The organism is Amycolatopsis sp. NPDC114478, from assembly GCF_055633805.1.
Genome location: NZ_JBVKDO010000016.1, coordinates 160190 through 176070, shown reverse-complemented (window position 1 = coordinate 176070; position 15881 = coordinate 160190). Strand labels below are relative to the sequence as shown.

At 73.9% G+C, this 15881-nt stretch carries 14 protein-coding genes and 1 pseudogene; 11 read left to right on the top strand and 4 right to left on the bottom strand.

Translation table 11 applies throughout. The features are described 5' to 3' along the window. Nucleotides 1-114: 114 nt before the first annotated feature. The 4 genes from ACZ7OH_RS36055 to ACZ7OH_RS36040 are packed head-to-tail and all read left to right on the top strand — an operon-like array spanning nt 115 to nt 4154. Nucleotides 115-1677, top strand: a complete 1563-nt coding sequence (locus tag ACZ7OH_RS36055) for an alkaline phosphatase D family protein (protein ID WP_470284947.1) — start codon at nt 115-117, stop codon at nt 1675-1677. 54 nt (nt 1678-1731) lie between these two features. Beyond that, entirely contained in the window at nt 1732-2550 is an 819-nt protein-coding gene (locus ACZ7OH_RS36050; protein ID WP_470284946.1) for a helix-turn-helix transcriptional regulator, read from the top strand. 42 nt (nt 2551-2592) lie between these two features. Beyond that, nucleotides 2593-3435, top strand: a complete 843-nt coding sequence (locus tag ACZ7OH_RS36045) for an oxidoreductase (protein WP_470284945.1) — start codon at nt 2593-2595, stop codon at nt 3433-3435. Then, nucleotides 3432-4154, top strand: coding sequence for an SDR family oxidoreductase (locus ACZ7OH_RS36040; RefSeq protein WP_470284944.1), 723 nt, complete (start codon nt 3432-3434; stop codon nt 4152-4154). Before ACZ7OH_RS36045 ends, ACZ7OH_RS36040 begins: the two co-directional genes overlap by 4 nt. Here the strand turns inward: ACZ7OH_RS36040 and ACZ7OH_RS36035 are convergent, their stop codons facing one another. Together ACZ7OH_RS36035 and ACZ7OH_RS36030 are read right to left on the bottom strand one after the other, a co-directional pair. Further along, complete coding sequence (locus ACZ7OH_RS36035) at nt 4155-5024, bottom strand: NAD(P)H-hydrate dehydratase (RefSeq protein WP_470284943.1); 870 nt, start codon at nt 5022-5024, stop codon at nt 4155-4157. It abuts the gene before it with no gap. Beyond that, entirely contained in the window at nt 5002-5721 is a 720-nt protein-coding gene (locus tag ACZ7OH_RS36030) for a histidine phosphatase family protein (protein ID WP_470284942.1), read from the bottom strand. The genes ACZ7OH_RS36035 and ACZ7OH_RS36030 overlap by 23 nt, the downstream gene beginning before the upstream one ends. Nucleotides 5722-5803: 82 nt before the next feature. Between ACZ7OH_RS36030 and ACZ7OH_RS36025 the strand changes: the two genes are divergently transcribed. Further along, nucleotides 5804-7027, top strand: coding sequence for a PP2C family protein-serine/threonine phosphatase (locus tag ACZ7OH_RS36025; RefSeq protein ID WP_470284941.1), 1224 nt, complete (start codon nt 5804-5806; stop codon nt 7025-7027). A gap of 17 nt (nt 7028-7044) precedes the next feature. Here the strand turns inward: ACZ7OH_RS36025 and ACZ7OH_RS36020 are convergent, their stop codons facing one another. After that, on the bottom strand, nt 7045-7488 hold the full coding sequence (locus tag ACZ7OH_RS36020) for an STAS domain-containing protein (protein WP_470284940.1): 444 nt from the start codon (nt 7486-7488) through the stop codon (nt 7045-7047). A 110-nt stretch (nt 7489-7598) separates the two neighbouring features. Here ACZ7OH_RS36020 and ACZ7OH_RS36015 point away from each other — a divergent pair, with 110 nt between their 5' ends. From ACZ7OH_RS36015 to ACZ7OH_RS35990, 6 genes and pseudogenes are all read left to right on the top strand, one after another. After that, on the top strand, nt 7599-7919 hold the full coding sequence (locus ACZ7OH_RS36015) for an STAS domain-containing protein (protein ID WP_470284939.1): 321 nt from the start codon (nt 7599-7601) through the stop codon (nt 7917-7919). Between the two features lie 58 nt (nt 7920-7977). Continuing rightward, nucleotides 7978-9539, top strand: a pseudogene (locus ACZ7OH_RS36010) (PP2C family protein-serine/threonine phosphatase). After that, nucleotides 9536-9949 (top strand): ATP-binding protein, encoded by a 414-nt coding sequence (locus ACZ7OH_RS36005; RefSeq protein ID WP_470284938.1) that lies wholly within the window; start codon nt 9536-9538, stop codon nt 9947-9949. Before ACZ7OH_RS36010 ends, ACZ7OH_RS36005 begins: the two are co-directional and overlap by 4 nt. Before the next feature lie 92 nt (nt 9950-10041). Then, nucleotides 10042-14124, top strand: a complete 4083-nt coding sequence (locus ACZ7OH_RS36000) for a SpoIIE family protein phosphatase (RefSeq protein WP_470284937.1) — start codon at nt 10042-10044, stop codon at nt 14122-14124. Next, the gene (locus ACZ7OH_RS35995; protein ID WP_470284936.1) at nt 14121-14423 is read left to right on the top strand and encodes an STAS domain-containing protein; all 303 of its coding nucleotides are present in this window, start codon (nt 14121-14123) and stop codon (nt 14421-14423) included. The genes ACZ7OH_RS36000 and ACZ7OH_RS35995 overlap by 4 nt, the downstream gene beginning before the upstream one ends. A gap of 196 nt (nt 14424-14619) precedes the next feature. Then, nucleotides 14620-15345 (top strand): ANTAR domain-containing protein, encoded by a 726-nt coding sequence (locus tag ACZ7OH_RS35990; protein ID WP_470284935.1) that lies wholly within the window; start codon nt 14620-14622, stop codon nt 15343-15345. Between the two features lie 3 nt (nt 15346-15348). Here the strand turns inward: ACZ7OH_RS35990 and ACZ7OH_RS35985 are convergent, their stop codons facing one another. After that, nucleotides 15349-15759 (bottom strand): ATP-binding protein, encoded by a 411-nt coding sequence (locus ACZ7OH_RS35985; protein ID WP_470284934.1) that lies wholly within the window; start codon nt 15757-15759, stop codon nt 15349-15351. Nucleotides 15760-15881 lie beyond the last annotated feature (122 nt).

The window sequence follows — 15881 nt, the reverse complement described above, 5'->3', positions numbered from 1 at the left end:
CAGGGCGCAGCTGCGACGATCGTTCGTTCGGCCCCCGGGACCGGTCAACGATTTTCGGGAAGTTTCGGGACCCTTCGAACTGCCGGCTTGGCTTGCTGCTGCAAGGATCCGGGCATGACCGAGCTGCTCCTGGGACCGCTGCTGAGACACGTCGACGCCACCTCGGCGACGATCTGGGTCGAGACGGCCGGACCGTGCGAAGTCCGGGTCGCGGAAGCGGCGGCGCGGACGTTCGAGGTGTCCGGGCACCACTACGCGCTGGTCGTGCTCACCGGCCTGGCGCCGGGGCGCAGCACGCCCTACGAAGTCCGGCTCGACGGCGAGCTCGTCTGGCCCGACCCGGACAGCGACCTGCCGCCCAGCCGGATCCGGACGCTGACGCCGGGCGATCCGCGGTTCCGGCTGGTGTTCGGGTCGTGCCGCAAGCCGCGGGAGCAGGACGCGCTCGGCCCGGACGCGCTCGCCGCCTACGCCCACCGGATGGCCGGGCTCGACGAGGCCGAATGGCCGGAATCGCTGCTCCTGCTGGGGGATCAGGTCTACGCCGACGAAACCACCGACGCGACGCAGGAGTGGCTCGCCGCCCGGCGCGACCCGAAAGAGCCGCCCGGCACGGAGGTCGCCGACTTCGAGGAGTACTGCCACCTGTACTCCGAGGCCTGGTGCGAGCCGTCGGTGCGCTGGCTGCTGTCCACCGTGCCGACGTCGATGATCTTCGACGACCACGACGTCCGCGACGACTGGAACACCTCGCAGGCGTGGCGCGCGCAGATGGCACGCGAGTCGTGGTGGCCCGAGCGGATCCGCGGCGCTCTCGTCTCGTACTGGGTCTACCAGCACCTGGGCAACCTGGGCCCGCGCGAGCTGGCCGCGGACGAGCTGTTCCAGCAGGTGACGAAGTCCGGGATCGACAACGCCGGGCTGCTGCGCGAGTTCGCCGACCGGGCCGACCGGGAAGCCGACGGCGCCAAGGGCACCCGGTGGTCCTACCGGCGGGACTTCGGCCCGGTCCGGCTGCTGGTCATCGACTCGCGCGCCGGGCGGATCCTCGCCGGCGGCGAGCGCTCGATGGTCGGCGACGAGGAGTTCCGCTGGATCGAGGAGCAGACCGCCGACGGGTTCGACCACCTGCTGATCGGCACGTCGCTGCCGTGGCTGCTGCCGACCGCGCTGTCGGCCGCGCAGTCGGTCAACGAGCGGCTCTGCGCGCGGCCGGGGCTCGTCGGACGGGTTTCCGAGTGGTTCCGCCAGCTCGCCGACCTCGAGCACTGGCCGGCGTTCCGCGACTCGTTCGACCGGCTGACCCGGCTCGTCGCCCGGGTCGCGGACGACGGCCCGGCGTCGGTGAGCGTGCTGTCCGGCGACGTCCACCACGCGTACGTCGCGCGCGCCGACCTCCCGGGCGCGCCGGTCCACCCGCTCACCTGCTCGCCGGTGCACAACACCGTGCCCTGGTACATGAACCGGCTGTTCCGGGCCGGCTGGGCGCACGGGCTGACCCGGCTGAGCGAGGGGCTGGCGCGCCGCGTCGGCGTCCCGCCCGCGCCGCTGACCTGGAGCTGCGTCTCGGGGCCGCACTTCGGGAACGCCGTGATGACGCTCGACGTCGACGACCGCGAGGCCACCGCCACCCTGCTGCAGCCGGACCACGAAGGCGAGCCGATCCGGCTCACCTGAGGGTGGGTGCGGCGCGGCCACCCAAGTCCCGCGGATCGGAGTTAGCCTCGGAACATGGCCAGGGAAAACGCGCTCGGGGAGTTCCTCCGGGCCCGCCGCGAACAGGTGGGTCCCGAGGAGCTCGGCCTGCCCGCGGGCGGGTCGCGCCGGGTGGCCGGGCTGCGCCGCGAGGAGGTCGCGGTGCTGGCCGGGGTCAGCACCGACTACTACGTCCGGCTCGAACAGGGCCGGGAGCGCAACCCGTCGCCGCAGGTCCTCGACGCGCTGGCCCACGGGCTGGCCCTCGACGAGGACGCCACCGCCCACCTGCACCGGCTGGCCCAGCCCGCTCCGAAACGCCGCCGCGCGCGCCGGCGGGAGCAGGTCAGCCCGAACCTGCTGCGCCTGATGGACGGCTGGCCGGACACGCCCGCGCTGGTGCTCGGCCGCTGCCTCGAGGTGCTCGCGCACAACGCGCTGGGCGAGGCGCTGTTCGCCGGGCACACCCACAGCGGTGACCTCGTCCGGCTGGTGTTCCTCGACCCGGACGCGCGCGAGTTCTACCCGGACTGGGAACGCGTGGCGGTCAACACCGTCGGCGGCCTGCGGGTGGCCGCCGGGATCGACCCGGACGACCCGCGGCTCATCGAGACGGTCGGTGAGCTGTCGGTCAAGAGCGCCGACTTCCGCCGGCTGTGGGCGCGCCACGACATCCGGCAGAAGACGCACGAAACCAAGCGGTTCCACCACCCTCAGGTCGGTGAGCTGACGCTCAGCTACGAGGCTCTGACCGTCAACAGCGCGCCCGGCCAGCAGCTCATCTTCTACCAGGCCGAACCCGGCAGTTCCTCGGAAGCCGCGCTCGCCCTGCTGGGCAGCCTCGCCGCTTCCTGACCCTCCTTTTCCGACTATCCACCATGGACGGAGTACTTCGTCGTGCCCGAAAACTGGTTCATCACCGGCTGCTCCACCGGCCTCGGCCGCGCCCTGGCCGAAGCCGTGCTCGACCGCGGCCTGCGCGCCGTCGTCACGGCCCGCGACCCGGCGAGCGTCGCCGACCTGGTCGTGAAGCACGGCGACCGCGCGCTCGCCCTGCCGCTCGACGTCACCGACCACGCGCAGGTCACCGACGCGGTCAAGCGCGCCGAAAGCGCGTTCGGCCGGATCGACGTCCTGGTCAACAACGCCGGCTACGGCTACCTCGCCGCGATCGAGGAAGGCGAGGACGCCGAGATCCGGAACCTGTTCGACGCCAACGTGTTCGGCCTCGCCGACGTCACCCGCGCGGTGCTGCCGGGCATGCGCGCCCGGCGGAGCGGGCACGTCGTGAACGTGTCGTCGCTCGGCGGCCTGGCCGCCTTCGGCGCCACCGGCTACTACCACGCGACGAAGTTCGCCGTGGAAGGGCTTTCCGAGTCCCTCGCCGCCGAGGTGGCGCCGCTGGGCATCAAGGTGACGATCGTCGAGCCCGCCGCCTTCCGCACCAACTGGTCCGGACCCTCGATGCGGCAGTCGGCGGTCCGCATCGACGACTACGCCGAGACGGCCGGCGCGCGCCGGACGGCGACCACCGCCACCTACGGCCGGCAGCCCGGCGACCCGGTCCGCGCGGCCGAAGCGATCCTCAACGCCGTCGACGCCGAAGAACCGCCGCTGCGGCTGCTGCTCGGCAAGGCCGCCTACGACATCGCGACCGCCCGGCTCGACACCCTGCGGGCCGGCTTCGACACCTGGCGCGAGACCACCCTCGGCGCAGACTTCCCGGAAGGAACCCAGTGAAGAAGACCGTCCTGATCACCGGCGCCAGCAGCGGCATCGGCCACGCCACCGCGCTGCGGCTGGCCGGCGAAGGCCACCACGTCGTGCTCGGCGCCCGCCGGGAAGACCGGCTGACCGCGCTGGCGAAGGAGATCCACGACGCCGGCGGCACCGCCGACGTGCACCGCCTCGACGTCACCGACCACGCGGAGGTCGCCGCCTTCGCCGACGCCGCCGTCGAAGCGCACGGCCGGCTCGACGTGTTCGTCGCCAACGCCGGCGTGATGCCGTTGTCGCGGTTGGACTCCCGGCACGTCGAGGAGTGGGACCGGATGATCGACGTCAACGTCCGCGGCCTGCTGCACGGGATCGCGGCCGCCCTGCCGCACTTCGAGCGGCAGGGTTCGGGGCACTTCGTGACGATCGCCTCGACCGGCGCGCACGAGGTCGTGCCGACGGCCGCGGTCTACTGCTGCACCAAGTACGCCGCCCGCGCGATCACCGAAGGCCTGCGCCTGGAAGCCGCCCCCGGCGTCCGCGTCACGACCGTCTCGCCCGGCGTCGTCGAGTCCGAACTGGCCGACTCCATCACCGAACCCGGTGCGCGCGAAGCGATGCGGACCTACCGCGCGGTGACGCTGCCGGCGGACACCATCGCCGGCGCGATCTCCTACGCGATCGGGCAGCCGGAGGGCGTCGACGTCAACGAGGTCGTCGTGCGGCCCACCGCCCAGCGGTAGTCAGCGCTCCAGCTCGGCGATCACCCGCGGGATCTCGGCCACCAGCTCGCGGGCCAGCAAGCCGGTGCGGCCGGTGTCCGGGATCAGCCGCTGGCCCGCCACGGCGTGGACGTGCGTCGCCCAGCGGGCGGCCTGGCCGAGGTCGGCGCCGCGAGCGAGGAAACCGCCGGTCAGGCCGGCCAGGACGTCGCCGCTGCCGGACGTCGCCAGCCCGATGTGGCCGCTGCCGTCCCGCCAGGTCCGCCCGCCGGGCTCGGCGACCACCCCGAAGAGCAGCACGACGGCGTCGTACCGGCCGGCGATCCGGACCGCGGTCTCGACGTCGTCGACGTCTTCTTCGGCGCAGTCGTCGAGGAAGGCGGCTTCGGTGCGGTTGGGCGTCAGGACGAGCCGGCCCGACAAGGGCTTCGCCAGCTCCGGAGCCCGGCTCAGCGCGCCGAGCGCGAAGGCGTCGAGCACCACGCGGGCGTCCGGCGCGATGGCAGGCACCAAGCGCCGCAACAGGTCCTCGGTTTCGGCAGCGCCGGTGAGCCCGGGGCCGACCACGACCGTTCCGGCGCCGGGGAGCACGTCGACCAGCCGGTCGACGGCGTCCGCGTGGATCGCGCCGGAGTCCGTTTCCGGCAGCCCGAACACCGACGACTCGGGCACCGACACGCCGAGCGCGCCCGCGTGCCGTTCGCTCACCGCGAGCTGCAGTGTCCCGGCGCCGGCGCGCAGGGCGGCCGTCCCGGACAGCGCCGGCGCGCCCGGCACGGTCCGGGCGCCGCCGAGCACGAGCACGGTGCCGCGGTCCTCGGTGCCGATCCGCTCCTCCCGCAACAGGGCGGGGCTGATCGGCGCCGGGTCAGGAGAGCTGCTCGGCGGCATCGTCGTCCGCCGTGGGCGGGGTACCGGTGGCGTGCAGGTGACCGACCTCCTGGGCCAGCACCATGGTGAAGCCGCCGTCGCGGTCGCGCTCCCACGCCGTCACCGACCCGTTCGGGACCTCGGTGGTGTTCGCGGCGCGCAGCAGATCGGGCTCCGGCAGGCCTTCGAGGAGGTAGCGCAGGGCGAAGACGGTCATCTCGTGCGCGGCCAGCAGCACGCGCTGGCCGGCGTGGTCCGCGCTCAGCTCGCGCATCAGCGACCGCAGCCGCAGCACGACGTCCGCCCAGGACTCCCCGCCCGGCGGCCGGTAGTAGAACTTGCCCAGCCGCCGCTTGCGCCGCAGCTCGTCGGGCCAGCGCTCGCGGACGCCGTGCGACGTCAGCAGGTCCAGCACGCCGAGCTCGCGGTCGCGCAGCCGTTCGTCGGGCACGATCGGGACGCCGTCCGGCACGGCCAGCAGCGCGGTGTCCCAGGCCCGGCGGTAGGTCGAGGTGACCACGAGGTCCGGCGGGCGCTCGGAGAGGAACTCCCCCGCTGCCTTCGCCTGCTCGCGGCCGAGGTCGGTCAGCGGCACGTCGGCGTCGCGCTCGGCGATGTCGATCACATCCGCCTCCGCCGACTCCGCCTCTTCCCTGGCCACGTTCCCGGTGCTCTGGCCGTGGCGCAGCACGGCCACCCACTCCAAGTCGACGCTCACGCCCGGGTGGTTACCCCCGGGGACCCGCCGTCGAAACCCGGGATGGTTAGGCGCGCAAAGGAGTTCCGGCTAGGGTCTTTCCATGTCCCGGAGTCTCGGCGCCCACGACCGGCTGCAGCAGCTGGAGAAGATCATCGGCGTACCCGCCGAGCACCTGGGGCTGGCCGAGCTGCTCGCCGAGACCCTGCAGCGCCTGCGCGAGGTCATGGACGTCGACACCGCGACCGTGCTGCGGTACCAGCCCAGCGGCCGCCAGCTGGTGGCCTTCGCCGCGGCCGGCATCGAAGAGGAGGTCCACCAGGGCGTCCGGGTGCCGGTCGGCAGCGGGTTCGCCGGCCGGGTGGCGCTCGAGCGCCAGCCCGTCGTCCTCGACCACGTCGACGAGACGACGGTCGTGAACTCCCTGCTGTGGGAACGGGGACTGCGCTCGATGCTCGGCGTGCCGATGGTCGCCGGGCACGAGCTCGTCGGGGTGCTGCACGTCGGGTCCGTCGAGCCGCGGGCGTTCGGCGAAGCCGAAGTGGTGACGATGCAGCTGCTCGCGGACCGCCTCGCGATGGCGATCCAGGTCGAGGCGCTGGAAGAGAACCGCACCGCCACCATGGCGCTGCAGCGCAGCCTGCTGCCCAGCAGCCTGCCCGAGGTGTCCGGCCTCGCTTTCGGCGCGCGGTACGTCCCCGGCGCGGAAACCGGGCTCGGCGGCGACTGGTACGACCTCTTCGTCCTGCCCGGCGACCGGCTCGGCGTCGTGATGGGCGACGTCTCCGGCCACGGGCTGGAGGCCGCCGTGATCATGGGCCGGCTGCGCAGCGCCCTGCGCGCGTACGCCCTCGACTGCGAAAGCCCCGACGAGGTGCTCGACAAGCTCGACCGCAAGGCCAACCACTTCGAGCACGGCGCGATGGCCACCGTCGCCTACGGGATCGTCGGGCCGGGCCGCGAAACGATCGCCCTGTCGCTCGCCGGGCACCTGCCGCCCGCGCAAGCCCTGCCAGGTGAGCCGGGCCGGCTGCTGGGCGTGCGGCCGGATCCCCCGATCGGGTTGACCATCGGCCGGCCGCAGCGGCACACGACCGTGGTCGACCTGCCGCCGGGAAGCGTGCTCGCGTTCTACACCGACGGCCTGGTCGAACGCCGGGACCGGTCAGTGGACGCCGGTATGCGGCAGCTGGCGGAAGCCCTGCGCGCCGGCGACCCGGAACGGGTCTGCGCGCAGCTGATGGCCTCGATGATCGGCAACCGGCCGGCCCAGGACGACGTCGCCCTGCTCACCATCCAGCGCCAGGCTGCCCCGGCCGGCTGCTGACCCGGCCGGGACGGACCTCAGGACGCGGTCAGCGCCGCCTCGCGGGTCGGGAACAGCGAGAGGCTGCCCTCGAGCCCGGTCAGCTGGATCGGGCGCAGGGTCGCCCGGCCGGACGCGACGATCCGCACCACGGTGCCGGGACCGGCGTCGCGGTGGATGGTCAGCAACGCCGTCAGCCCGGGTGAGGCGAGGAAGTCCACCCGGGTCAGGTCGACGACCAGCAGCGGCGGCGCCGCCGCCAGCGCCTCTTCCGCGGCCTGCACGAGAGCCGGCGCGGTGGTCGTGTCCACGTCTCCGGCCACCTCGACGACGACCGCGCCGCCCTGCTCCGTTCGGGCGATCCGGAATTCGCCGAATGGCACAGCGGTGGCCGGGCCCTCAGTATTGGTGTGCTCCGTCATCGTGTTCTTCTCCTCGCCTTCGGCCGCGCCCCGGAACTTCCGGCGGACGCGCGTGATCACGAAGGCTGTTTGCTCAACCGGTGTCAATCATGCCCGTACCGCGCGGCCTCCGCCGTCTCAGCACCCTGTTCGGCTTTCCGCGCCGTCCGGGACCAGGCAGGATGGGCGGCATGGCCGAAACGGACGCGACCGGGAACCCCCTCGGAGACGCCGCCAGCTCAGCGGGCACGGTGGCGCTGGACCACCGCGACGGCACCGCCGTGCTGCGCGTCGACGGCGCACTCGACCTCGCCCTGGCACCGAAGCTCCGGCAGCTCGCCGAGCGCGCCGCACGCCTGGAGCCCACGGTGCTCGTCATCGACCTGACCGGCGTCACCTTCCTGGCCTCGGCCGGGATGGCCGAGCTCGTGGGGCGCACGGCGGGCGGACGGTGCCCGCGCCGCTGCGGGTGGTGGCCGCCGGCCGGATCACCCTGCGCCCGCTGGAGCTGACCCGGCTGACCGACGAGCTGGCCATCTACCCGTCGCTGGCCGAGGCGCTGGCCGCCGGATGACCGCCCCGGAGTTCGACGGACTGCTCGACGCCGTGCGCCGGGCCTTCGTCGACGCCTCCGGCTCCCCGATCCCGACCGAAGTCCGGCTCCTCGACCCGGCCGAAGCGCGCGCGGTGCTCGGCGACCGCATCGCGGTGGCCGTGACCGACCCCGCGCTGCTCGCGGAGCTGGTGCCGGGCCGGGAAACCACCGCCGCGATCGCCGTCGCCGGCGACGGCCGGGACGCCTTGGTCCACACCACCGGCGAAGTCGCCGGGGCGCCGTCGGCCCTCGCCGCCGCGGTCGACGCCGCGACCGCGCACCTGGTGGCCTCCCTGCGGCGGATGCGCGGCGAAGCGGCGGTGCTCGACGCGCTGCACTCCACCGGCCGCGAGCTGACCGCGCAGCTGGACATCGACCGGATCGTGCAGGACGCCACCGATGCCGCCACGAAAGCGACCGGCGCCGAGTTCGGCGCGTTCTTCTACAACCTGGTCGACGAGCTCGGCGAGTCCTACACGCTGTACACGATTTCGGGCGTGCCGCGGGAGGCGTTCGAGCGCTTTCCCATGCCGCGCAACACCGACGTGTTCGCGCCGACCTTCGACGGCACCGGCACCGTGCGCAGCCCCGACATCACGAAGGACCCGCGGTTCGGGCGGAACGCGCCGCACCACGGGATGCCGGAAGGGCATCTGCCCGTGTGCAGCTACCTGGCCGTGTCGGCGATCAGCCCGACCAGCGAGGACGTGCTGGGCGGGTTCTTCTTCGGCCACTCCGCGCCGGGCCGGTTCACCGCGCGGCACGAGTACCTCGCCGAGGGCATCGCCGCCTACTCGGCCATCGCGCTGGACAACGCCCGCCTGTACGAGCGCGAACGCACCCTCGCGTCGGAGCTGTCGCGCAGCATGCTGCCGGTCGCGCCGCCGATCCCGGGCCTCGATGTCGTCACCCGGTACCTGCCCGCGGCGACCGGGAGCAAGGTGGGCGGCGACTGGTTCGACGTCATCGCCCTCCCGTCCGGCGCGACCGCGTTCGTCGTCGGCCACGGCGTCACGGCCGCGACCGTGATGGGCCAGGTCCGCACGGCCATCCGCTGCTACGCGCTGCTCGAGCTGCCGCCGTCGGAGGTGCTGCGCAACGTCTCGGCGCTGACCGGCGGGCTGTTCGGCGAAAGCTTCGTCACCTGCTTCTACGCGGTCCACCGGCCGGCCGACGGCACGCTGACCTTCGCCAACGCCGGCCACCTGCCGGCGATCCTGGTCCGCCCGGACGGCGGGCCGGAGCAGATCGGCGAGGCGCTGGCGCAACCGCTCGGCGTCGGCGCGGAGTTCCCCCAGCGCAGCACCGGTTTCCGCCCGGCGCGGAACTGGTGCTCTACACCGACGGGCTGGTCGAAAGCCGCACGCGCGACCTCACCCTCGGGGTGGAATGGCTGCTGGCCGGCATCCCCGCCCTGCTCGCCGCGGCCGATCTCGGCGCGGCGTGGGACAAGCTCGTGGCCGAGCTGACCCTCGGCCGGCACGACGACGACATCGCCCTGATCCACGTGCGCCACCGCGGAGAGGACCCAGCATGACGGACCCCCTCCCGCCGGGCGCGCCCGCGCCGCCCGCGTCGTTCCACCGGCGCATCGCCGCGGTGGCCGACCGGTTGCCGGAACTGCGCGAAGCGCTGGCGGACTGGCTGGGCACGCTCAGCCTGAGCGAAGAACGCCGCGAAGACGTCGTCCTGGCGGGCTACGAGGCGATGGCCAACTCCGCCGAGCACGCCTACCGCGCCGGCGAACCGGGCCAGGTCGACGTCCGCGCCGAAGCGCTGAACGGGCGGCTGACGGTGACGGTCACCGACTACGGCGCCTGGCGCACCCCCGTCGCGACGAACGGCCTGCGCGGCCGCGGCCTGCTGCTCATCGGCAGCCTCGCCGACCACAGCGCGCAGGTGCACCGCGAGGTCGGCACGACGGTCACGATGACCTGGCTCGGCTGACGCCCGCGTCACCCGGGCGCGCGGGTTCGCGCGCGCGGCGGCGTCCATCCCGGCCGGGTAGGCTCGTCCGGGGCCGTGTGATCGGGAGTGTGATGACCGTCGGCGAGGAATCCGGCCAGCGGGCCGTCTTTCCGGGCACCAGCCGGATGGCCGCCCGGATGCGGGAGTTCGACTGGGCGTCGTCGCCCCTCGGGGAACCGGCGAGCTGGCCGGAGAGCCTGACGACGGCCGTGCGCATCTGCCTCACCTCACGCTTCCCGATGATCGTCTGGTGGGGCCCGGATCTGCGGTTCCTCTACAACGACGCCTACCTGCCGCTGCTCGGCTCCAAGCACCCCGCGCTGGCCAAGCCGGGCGCGCGGGTCTGGGACGAGATCTGGCACATCATCGGCCCGATGCTCGACCACGTGATGGCGACCGGCGAGGCGACCTGGTCGGAGGACCTGCTGCTGCCGATGAACCGGCACGGCTACTGGGAAGAGACCTACTGGACCTACTCCTACAGCCCGGTCCACGACGACGAAGGCGCCGTGCGCGCGGTGTTCACCGCGGTCACCGACACCACCGAGCGCGTGATCGGCGAACGCCGGATGGCCACGCTGCGTGAGCTCGGCGCCCAGGCCGGCATCGCCCGCACCGTCGGCGAGGCCTGCGGGCTGGTCGCCGGTGTGCTCGGGCGAGCCGGCGCGGACGTCCCGTACTCCGCGATCCACCTCCGCGAGGACGACGGCGAGCTCACCCTCGCGGCCGCCACGCCCGGCGGGACCGGGCACCCGGGCGGCTGGCCGCTCGAAGAGGTGCTCGCCGACGGCACCCCGCGGACCGTGACCGACCTGACGACGACCTTCGGCGAGCTGCCCTCGGGCGGCTGGTCCACCCCGCCCACCGAGGTGATGGTCCTGCCGCTGCCGGGCGCCCCCGGTACCGCGGCCATCGGCGTGATCGTGCTGGCGGCGAGCGCCGGACGCGCGCTCGACGAGTCCTACCGGACGTTCCTCGGGCTGGTCGCCCAGCAGACGGCGGCGCTGGTCAACGGCGCGCTCGCCTACCAGGACCAGCAGCGGCGCGCCGAGGAGCTGACCGCGCTGGACGCGGCGAAGACGACGTTCTTCGCCAACATCAGCCACGAGTTCCGGACCCCGCTCACGCTGATCCTCGGCCCGGTCGCCGAGCTGGACAAGACGCTGGAAGACGCGGACGAGCGCGTCCGCGAAGAGGTCGCCGTCATCCACCGCAACGCGCTGCGGCTGGGCCGGCTGGTGAACAACCTGCTCGACTTCTCGCGGATCGAAGCGGGCCGGATGCAGGCGCGCTTCGAGCCGGTCGACCTCTCGGCGTTCACCGCGGAGCTGGCGAGCGTGTTCCGCGCCGCCGTCGAGCGGGCCGGGCTGCGGTTCGAAGTCAGCTGCCCGCCGCTGGGCACGCCGGTGCACGTCGACCGCGGGATGTGGGAGAAGGTCGTCCTCAACCTGCTGTCCAACGCGGTGAAGTACACCTTCGACGGCGAGATCGGGGTGCGCACCGCGCTCGACGGCGAGCACGCCCAGATCACCGTGTCCGACACCGGGATCGGGATCGACGCCGCCGAGCTGCCCCGGCTGTTCGAGCGGTTCCACCGGATCCCGTCGGCGCGGTCGCGCTCGAACGAGGGCAGCGGGATCGGCCTGGCGCTGGTGCGCGAGCTCGTCGGCATGCACGGCGGCTCGGTCGCCGTCGAGAGCACCCCCGGCGAGGGCACGACGTTCCGGATCCGGCTGCCGCTGGGCACCCGGCACCTGCCCGCCGAGCACCTCGCCCCGGGGCCGTCGGCGGCCGGGCTCGCCGCGGAGACCGTCGAGCCGTACGTGCAGGAGGCGCTGCGCTGGCTGCCGGACGGCGATCCCGAACCGACGGCCGCGGAAGCCCCCGCCCCGGCCGCGGGTACCCGGGTGCTGATCGCCGACGACAACGCGGACATGCGCGACTACCTGACCCGGCTGCTGCGCGAGGACTACGCGGTCACCGCGGTCCGCGACGGCGTCGAGGCGTTCGCCGCCGCGTCCGCCGAACCGCCCGAGCTGATCATCAGCGACGTCATGATGCCGCGGCTGGACGGCCTCGGCCTGCTCGACGAGCTGCGCCGGGACCCGCGCACCGCCGCGGTGCCCGTGCTTCTGCTGTCCGCCCGCGCGGGGCAGGAGGCCGCCGTCGACGGGCTGGCCGCCGGGGCCGACGACTACCTGGTCAAGCCGTTCTCCGCACGCGAGCTGCTCGCCCGCGTCCGCACGACCATCCGGCTGGCCCGCCTGCGGACGCAGCACTCGCGGTGGCGCGCGGCGATGATCGAGTCGATGCAGGACGGCTTCTTCGTCTGCGACGCCGACGGGCGGATCGTGGAGATGAACGCCGCGTGCACCGACCTGATCGGCTTCGGGCCGGCCGGGCTGCCCTACTCCCCGCCGTTCCCGTGGGTGCCGGACCGGGACGACGACCCGGTCGCCTACCAGCAGGTCGCCGGGGCGCTGGGCCGGTCGCGGACCGAGCCGTCGGGGAGCTTCGTGCTGCCGCTGCGGCACCGCGACGGGCACCGGGTGTGGGCCGCCATCGCCTACAACGAGCTGCACGACGACGAGGGCCGCCGCCGGCTCGTCGGCACGATCCGCGACGTCACGGCCGAGCGCTACGCCGTCCAGCGGGAAACCGCGCTGGCCGCGATGAACCAGCGCCTCGCCGGCGTCAGCGGGGTGCCCGACGTGCTCCGGACGGCGCTGGACCTGCTGCGCGAGCTGTGGCAGGCCGAGCGGGTGCTCGCCGTGACCTGGGTGCCCGACGGCGAGCCCGAGCTGGTGTCCACCGACGCCGGCGACCGGCGGTGGACCGACCTGGCCGCGCCGCTGCGCGCGAAGCTCGGCGAAGTCCGGTCCCTCCCCGCGTTGCACGCAACGCCCGCGGAAGGCGGCGCGGGCGCCACGCTGGACCACCCCGGCGGCCGGCTGACGCTCTGGGTGGAGCCGGAACCCGCCCGCCCGCTCGGCATCGAGGACCGGACGCTGCTGGCGTTGCTGGCCGGGACGCTGGCGCACGCGCTGCGCCGCGCCCACCGCGACGACCGGCAGCGCGAGGTCGCCATCGCCCTGCAGCGTTCGATCCTCGGCCCGGCCCTGCTGCCGGACGGCTTCGCGGTGCGCTACGAACCGGCGAACCCGCCGCTGGAGGTGGGCGGCGACTGGTACGACGTCGTCCCGCTGTCGGGCGACCGGATCGGCATCGTCGTCGGCGACTGCGTCGGCCGGGGGCTCGCCGCGGCCGCGGTGATGGGCCAGCTGCGCAGCGCCTGCCGGGCGCTGCTGCTGGAGGCCAACGGCCCGGCGCACACGCTGACCACGCTCGACCGCTTCGCCGACCGGCTGCCGGGTGCCTTGTGCACCACCGTGTTCTGCGGTGTCCTCGACCCCGCCACCGGCACGCTCACCTACAGCAGCGCCGGGCACCCGCCCGCCACGCTGGTGCACCAGGACGGCTCGGCGGAGTTCCTCGACGCCGGCGGCAGCGTGCCGCTCGCGGTCCGCGTCCCCACCGACCGCCCGGAGGCCACGGCGGTCGTCCCGGTCGGCTCGCTGCTGATGCTCTACACCGACGGTCTCGTCGAGCGCCGCCGCGAGGCGCTGGACGACGGCATCGACCGGGCAACCTCGGTCGCCCACGGCGCGCGGGACGCCGACCTCACCGACCTGGCCACCACGCTGATGGGCCGGCTGCGACCGGCGGACGGCTACGAGGACGACGTCGCGCTGCTGCTCTACCGCCGGTCGGTCCCGCCGCTGGAGCTGGACTTCCCGGCGCACCCGGACAGCCTCGCCTCGACCCGCCACTGGCTGCGCGCGTGGCTGGGCACCGCTTCGCTCGGGGAGGAGCTGGCGCAGGACGTCCTCGTCGCCGCGGGCGAAGCCTGCGCGAACGCCGTCGAGCACGCCTACCCCGGCGCCGAGGGGACCGCGCACCTGTCGGCCCGCTTCGCCGGCGCGGACCTGGTCGTCACGGTGACCGATCGCGGGCACTGGAAGCAACCCCCGCCGGACAACCACGTGCTGCGCGGCCGCGGGATGCCGATGATGGAGGCGCTCGCCGACGCGGTCGCCGTCCGGCACGACACGACCGGCACCACCGTCACGCTGGAATGGAGAATCGGTTCGTGACCACGGCACTCACGCTGGTCGCCTCCGCGGGCGACGACGGAGACCGGATCCTGACCGCGACCGGGGAGATCGACACGAGCAACGCCGGGCAGTTCAGCGCCGCGCTGGAGCGCGAACTGGCGACCGGGGCCCCGCTGACCGTCGACCTGACCGGGGTGACCTACCTCGACAGCGCCGGCATCGCCGTCCTGTTCGACCGGGCCGCCGACCACCAGCTGGGCCTGACCGCGCCCCGCCTGCTCGACCGCGTCCTGCGCGTGTCCGGCCTGACCCAGGTCGCGAAAGTGACGATCCGCTGAGGGTTGGTCACCGGCCGACGGGGTAAGCGGACGGGAGCGGCGGTCGCCGGTGGGTTGTGTCGCCGGCCGTCGCCAGGTGGCCCCGGCGTCCGACCCACGACGTTCAGCAGTGAGCGCCGGGCCGGTGCCACCGCTCCGTCCCGAACCGCCGGCGCGGGTATCGTTCGCCGCATGAGCCGGGACGGAGGTGACCGCGGTGACCGGTGAGCCGATCCCGCCCGAGCACCTCGACGAGCTGACCGCGGCGATGGCGGACCTCACGAGCGCCCTCGAGAGCGAGCCGTCCGAGACCGAGATCCTCGGCGCGGTCTGCGCCGAAGCCGTCCGGGCCGTGCCGGGGGCCGACATGGCCAGCATCACCGCGATCCGCGACGGTGAGCCGGAAACCGCCGCCTCGACCGACGAGCGCGCCGTCGACATCGACCGCGTCCAGTACGCGGCGGGGGAAGGCCCCTGCCTGCGGGCGGCCGAGACCGGTGAGATCGTCCGGCTGCCGCTCGTCACGGCCGACGCGGTCTGGCCCGAGTTCACCAGCTACGCCCGCGGCCGCGGCGTCGGCAGCTACCTCGCCGCGCCGCTGCGCGTGGACGACTCCCTCGGCGGCGCGCTCAACCTCTTCGGCTACGGCGACCACGGCTTCGCCGAGACCGACTCGCGGCTGCTGGCGCTCTACACGACGATCGTCTCGTTCGGCCTGCGTTCCACGCGCCGCTACCTGAACGCCCGCCGCCGCGTCGCCGAGCTCGAGACGGCGATGAGCTCGCGGGCGGTGATCGAGCAGGCCAAGGGCATCCTGATGGCCGTGCACCGGGTGAGCGCCGACGACGCCATGAAGCGCCTGATCGCGGAGTCGCAGCACACCAACGTGAAGCTGCGGGAGGTCGCGACCCGGTTCGTCGAAGGACTGTCCTCGGCGGACTGACGCTCAGGCGGTGCGGCGGGCCGGGAAGGGCCAGGTCAGCGTGATCACCGTGCCGTCGTCGGTCGAGCGCATGTCGAGCCCGTCGACCAGCGCCTGGATCAGCCGCAGGCCGCGGCCGCGGTCGGGCCGCTCGGTGACCGACGTCCAGCGCCCCTGGTCGGCGACCGTCACGACCAGCACGTCCTCGTCGATCCGCGCGCGCACGTCGATCAGCCCCGGCCGGCCGTGGTAGGCGTGGTCCAGCACGTTGGCCATCGCTTCCCAGCAGGCCAGGACGACGTCGTCGGCCTGGCGCCCGACCTCCTCGCCGGCGCGTCTGCGCAGCCACGAAACCAGGTGCCGCCGCAAGCTCGGCAGCGTCCGTGGCGAAATCGTGCCGCGGTACCGCCAACCGTCCGCTCCGTGCTCTTCCACGTTCACCTCCCCGGGGGACTGTGGGTTTGCTACCCACCGGTTCGGTATCTCAATCAGGAGTGCCGGCTTTCCCTGCTGCGTTCGGCCCTGGTGCGGGGTGCGCCCGGCGTGATCGGATGGGC

What these genes read in the sequence shown, in the direction of transcription:
- ACZ7OH_RS36035 (WP_470284943.1), bottom strand. Translation starts at nt 5,024, where the DNA reads ATGCCGCCGAGCAGCTCTCCTGACCCGGCGCCGATCAGCCCCGCCCTG.
- ACZ7OH_RS36005 (WP_470284938.1), top strand. Translation starts at nt 9,536, where the DNA reads ATGACGGACCCCCTCCCGCCGGGCGCGCCCGCGCCGCCCGCGTCGTTC.
- ACZ7OH_RS36025 (WP_470284941.1), top strand. Translation starts at nt 5,804, where the DNA reads ATGTCCCGGAGTCTCGGCGCCCACGACCGGCTGCAGCAGCTGGAGAAG.
- ACZ7OH_RS36000 (WP_470284937.1), top strand. Translation starts at nt 10,042, where the DNA reads ATGACCGTCGGCGAGGAATCCGGCCAGCGGGCCGTCTTTCCGGGCACC.
- ACZ7OH_RS36015 (WP_470284939.1), top strand. Translation starts at nt 7,599, where the DNA reads ATGGCCGAAACGGACGCGACCGGGAACCCCCTCGGAGACGCCGCCAGC.
- ACZ7OH_RS36055 (WP_470284947.1), top strand. Translation starts at nt 115, where the DNA reads ATGACCGAGCTGCTCCTGGGACCGCTGCTGAGACACGTCGACGCCACC.
- ACZ7OH_RS36050 (WP_470284946.1), top strand. Translation starts at nt 1,732, where the DNA reads ATGGCCAGGGAAAACGCGCTCGGGGAGTTCCTCCGGGCCCGCCGCGAA.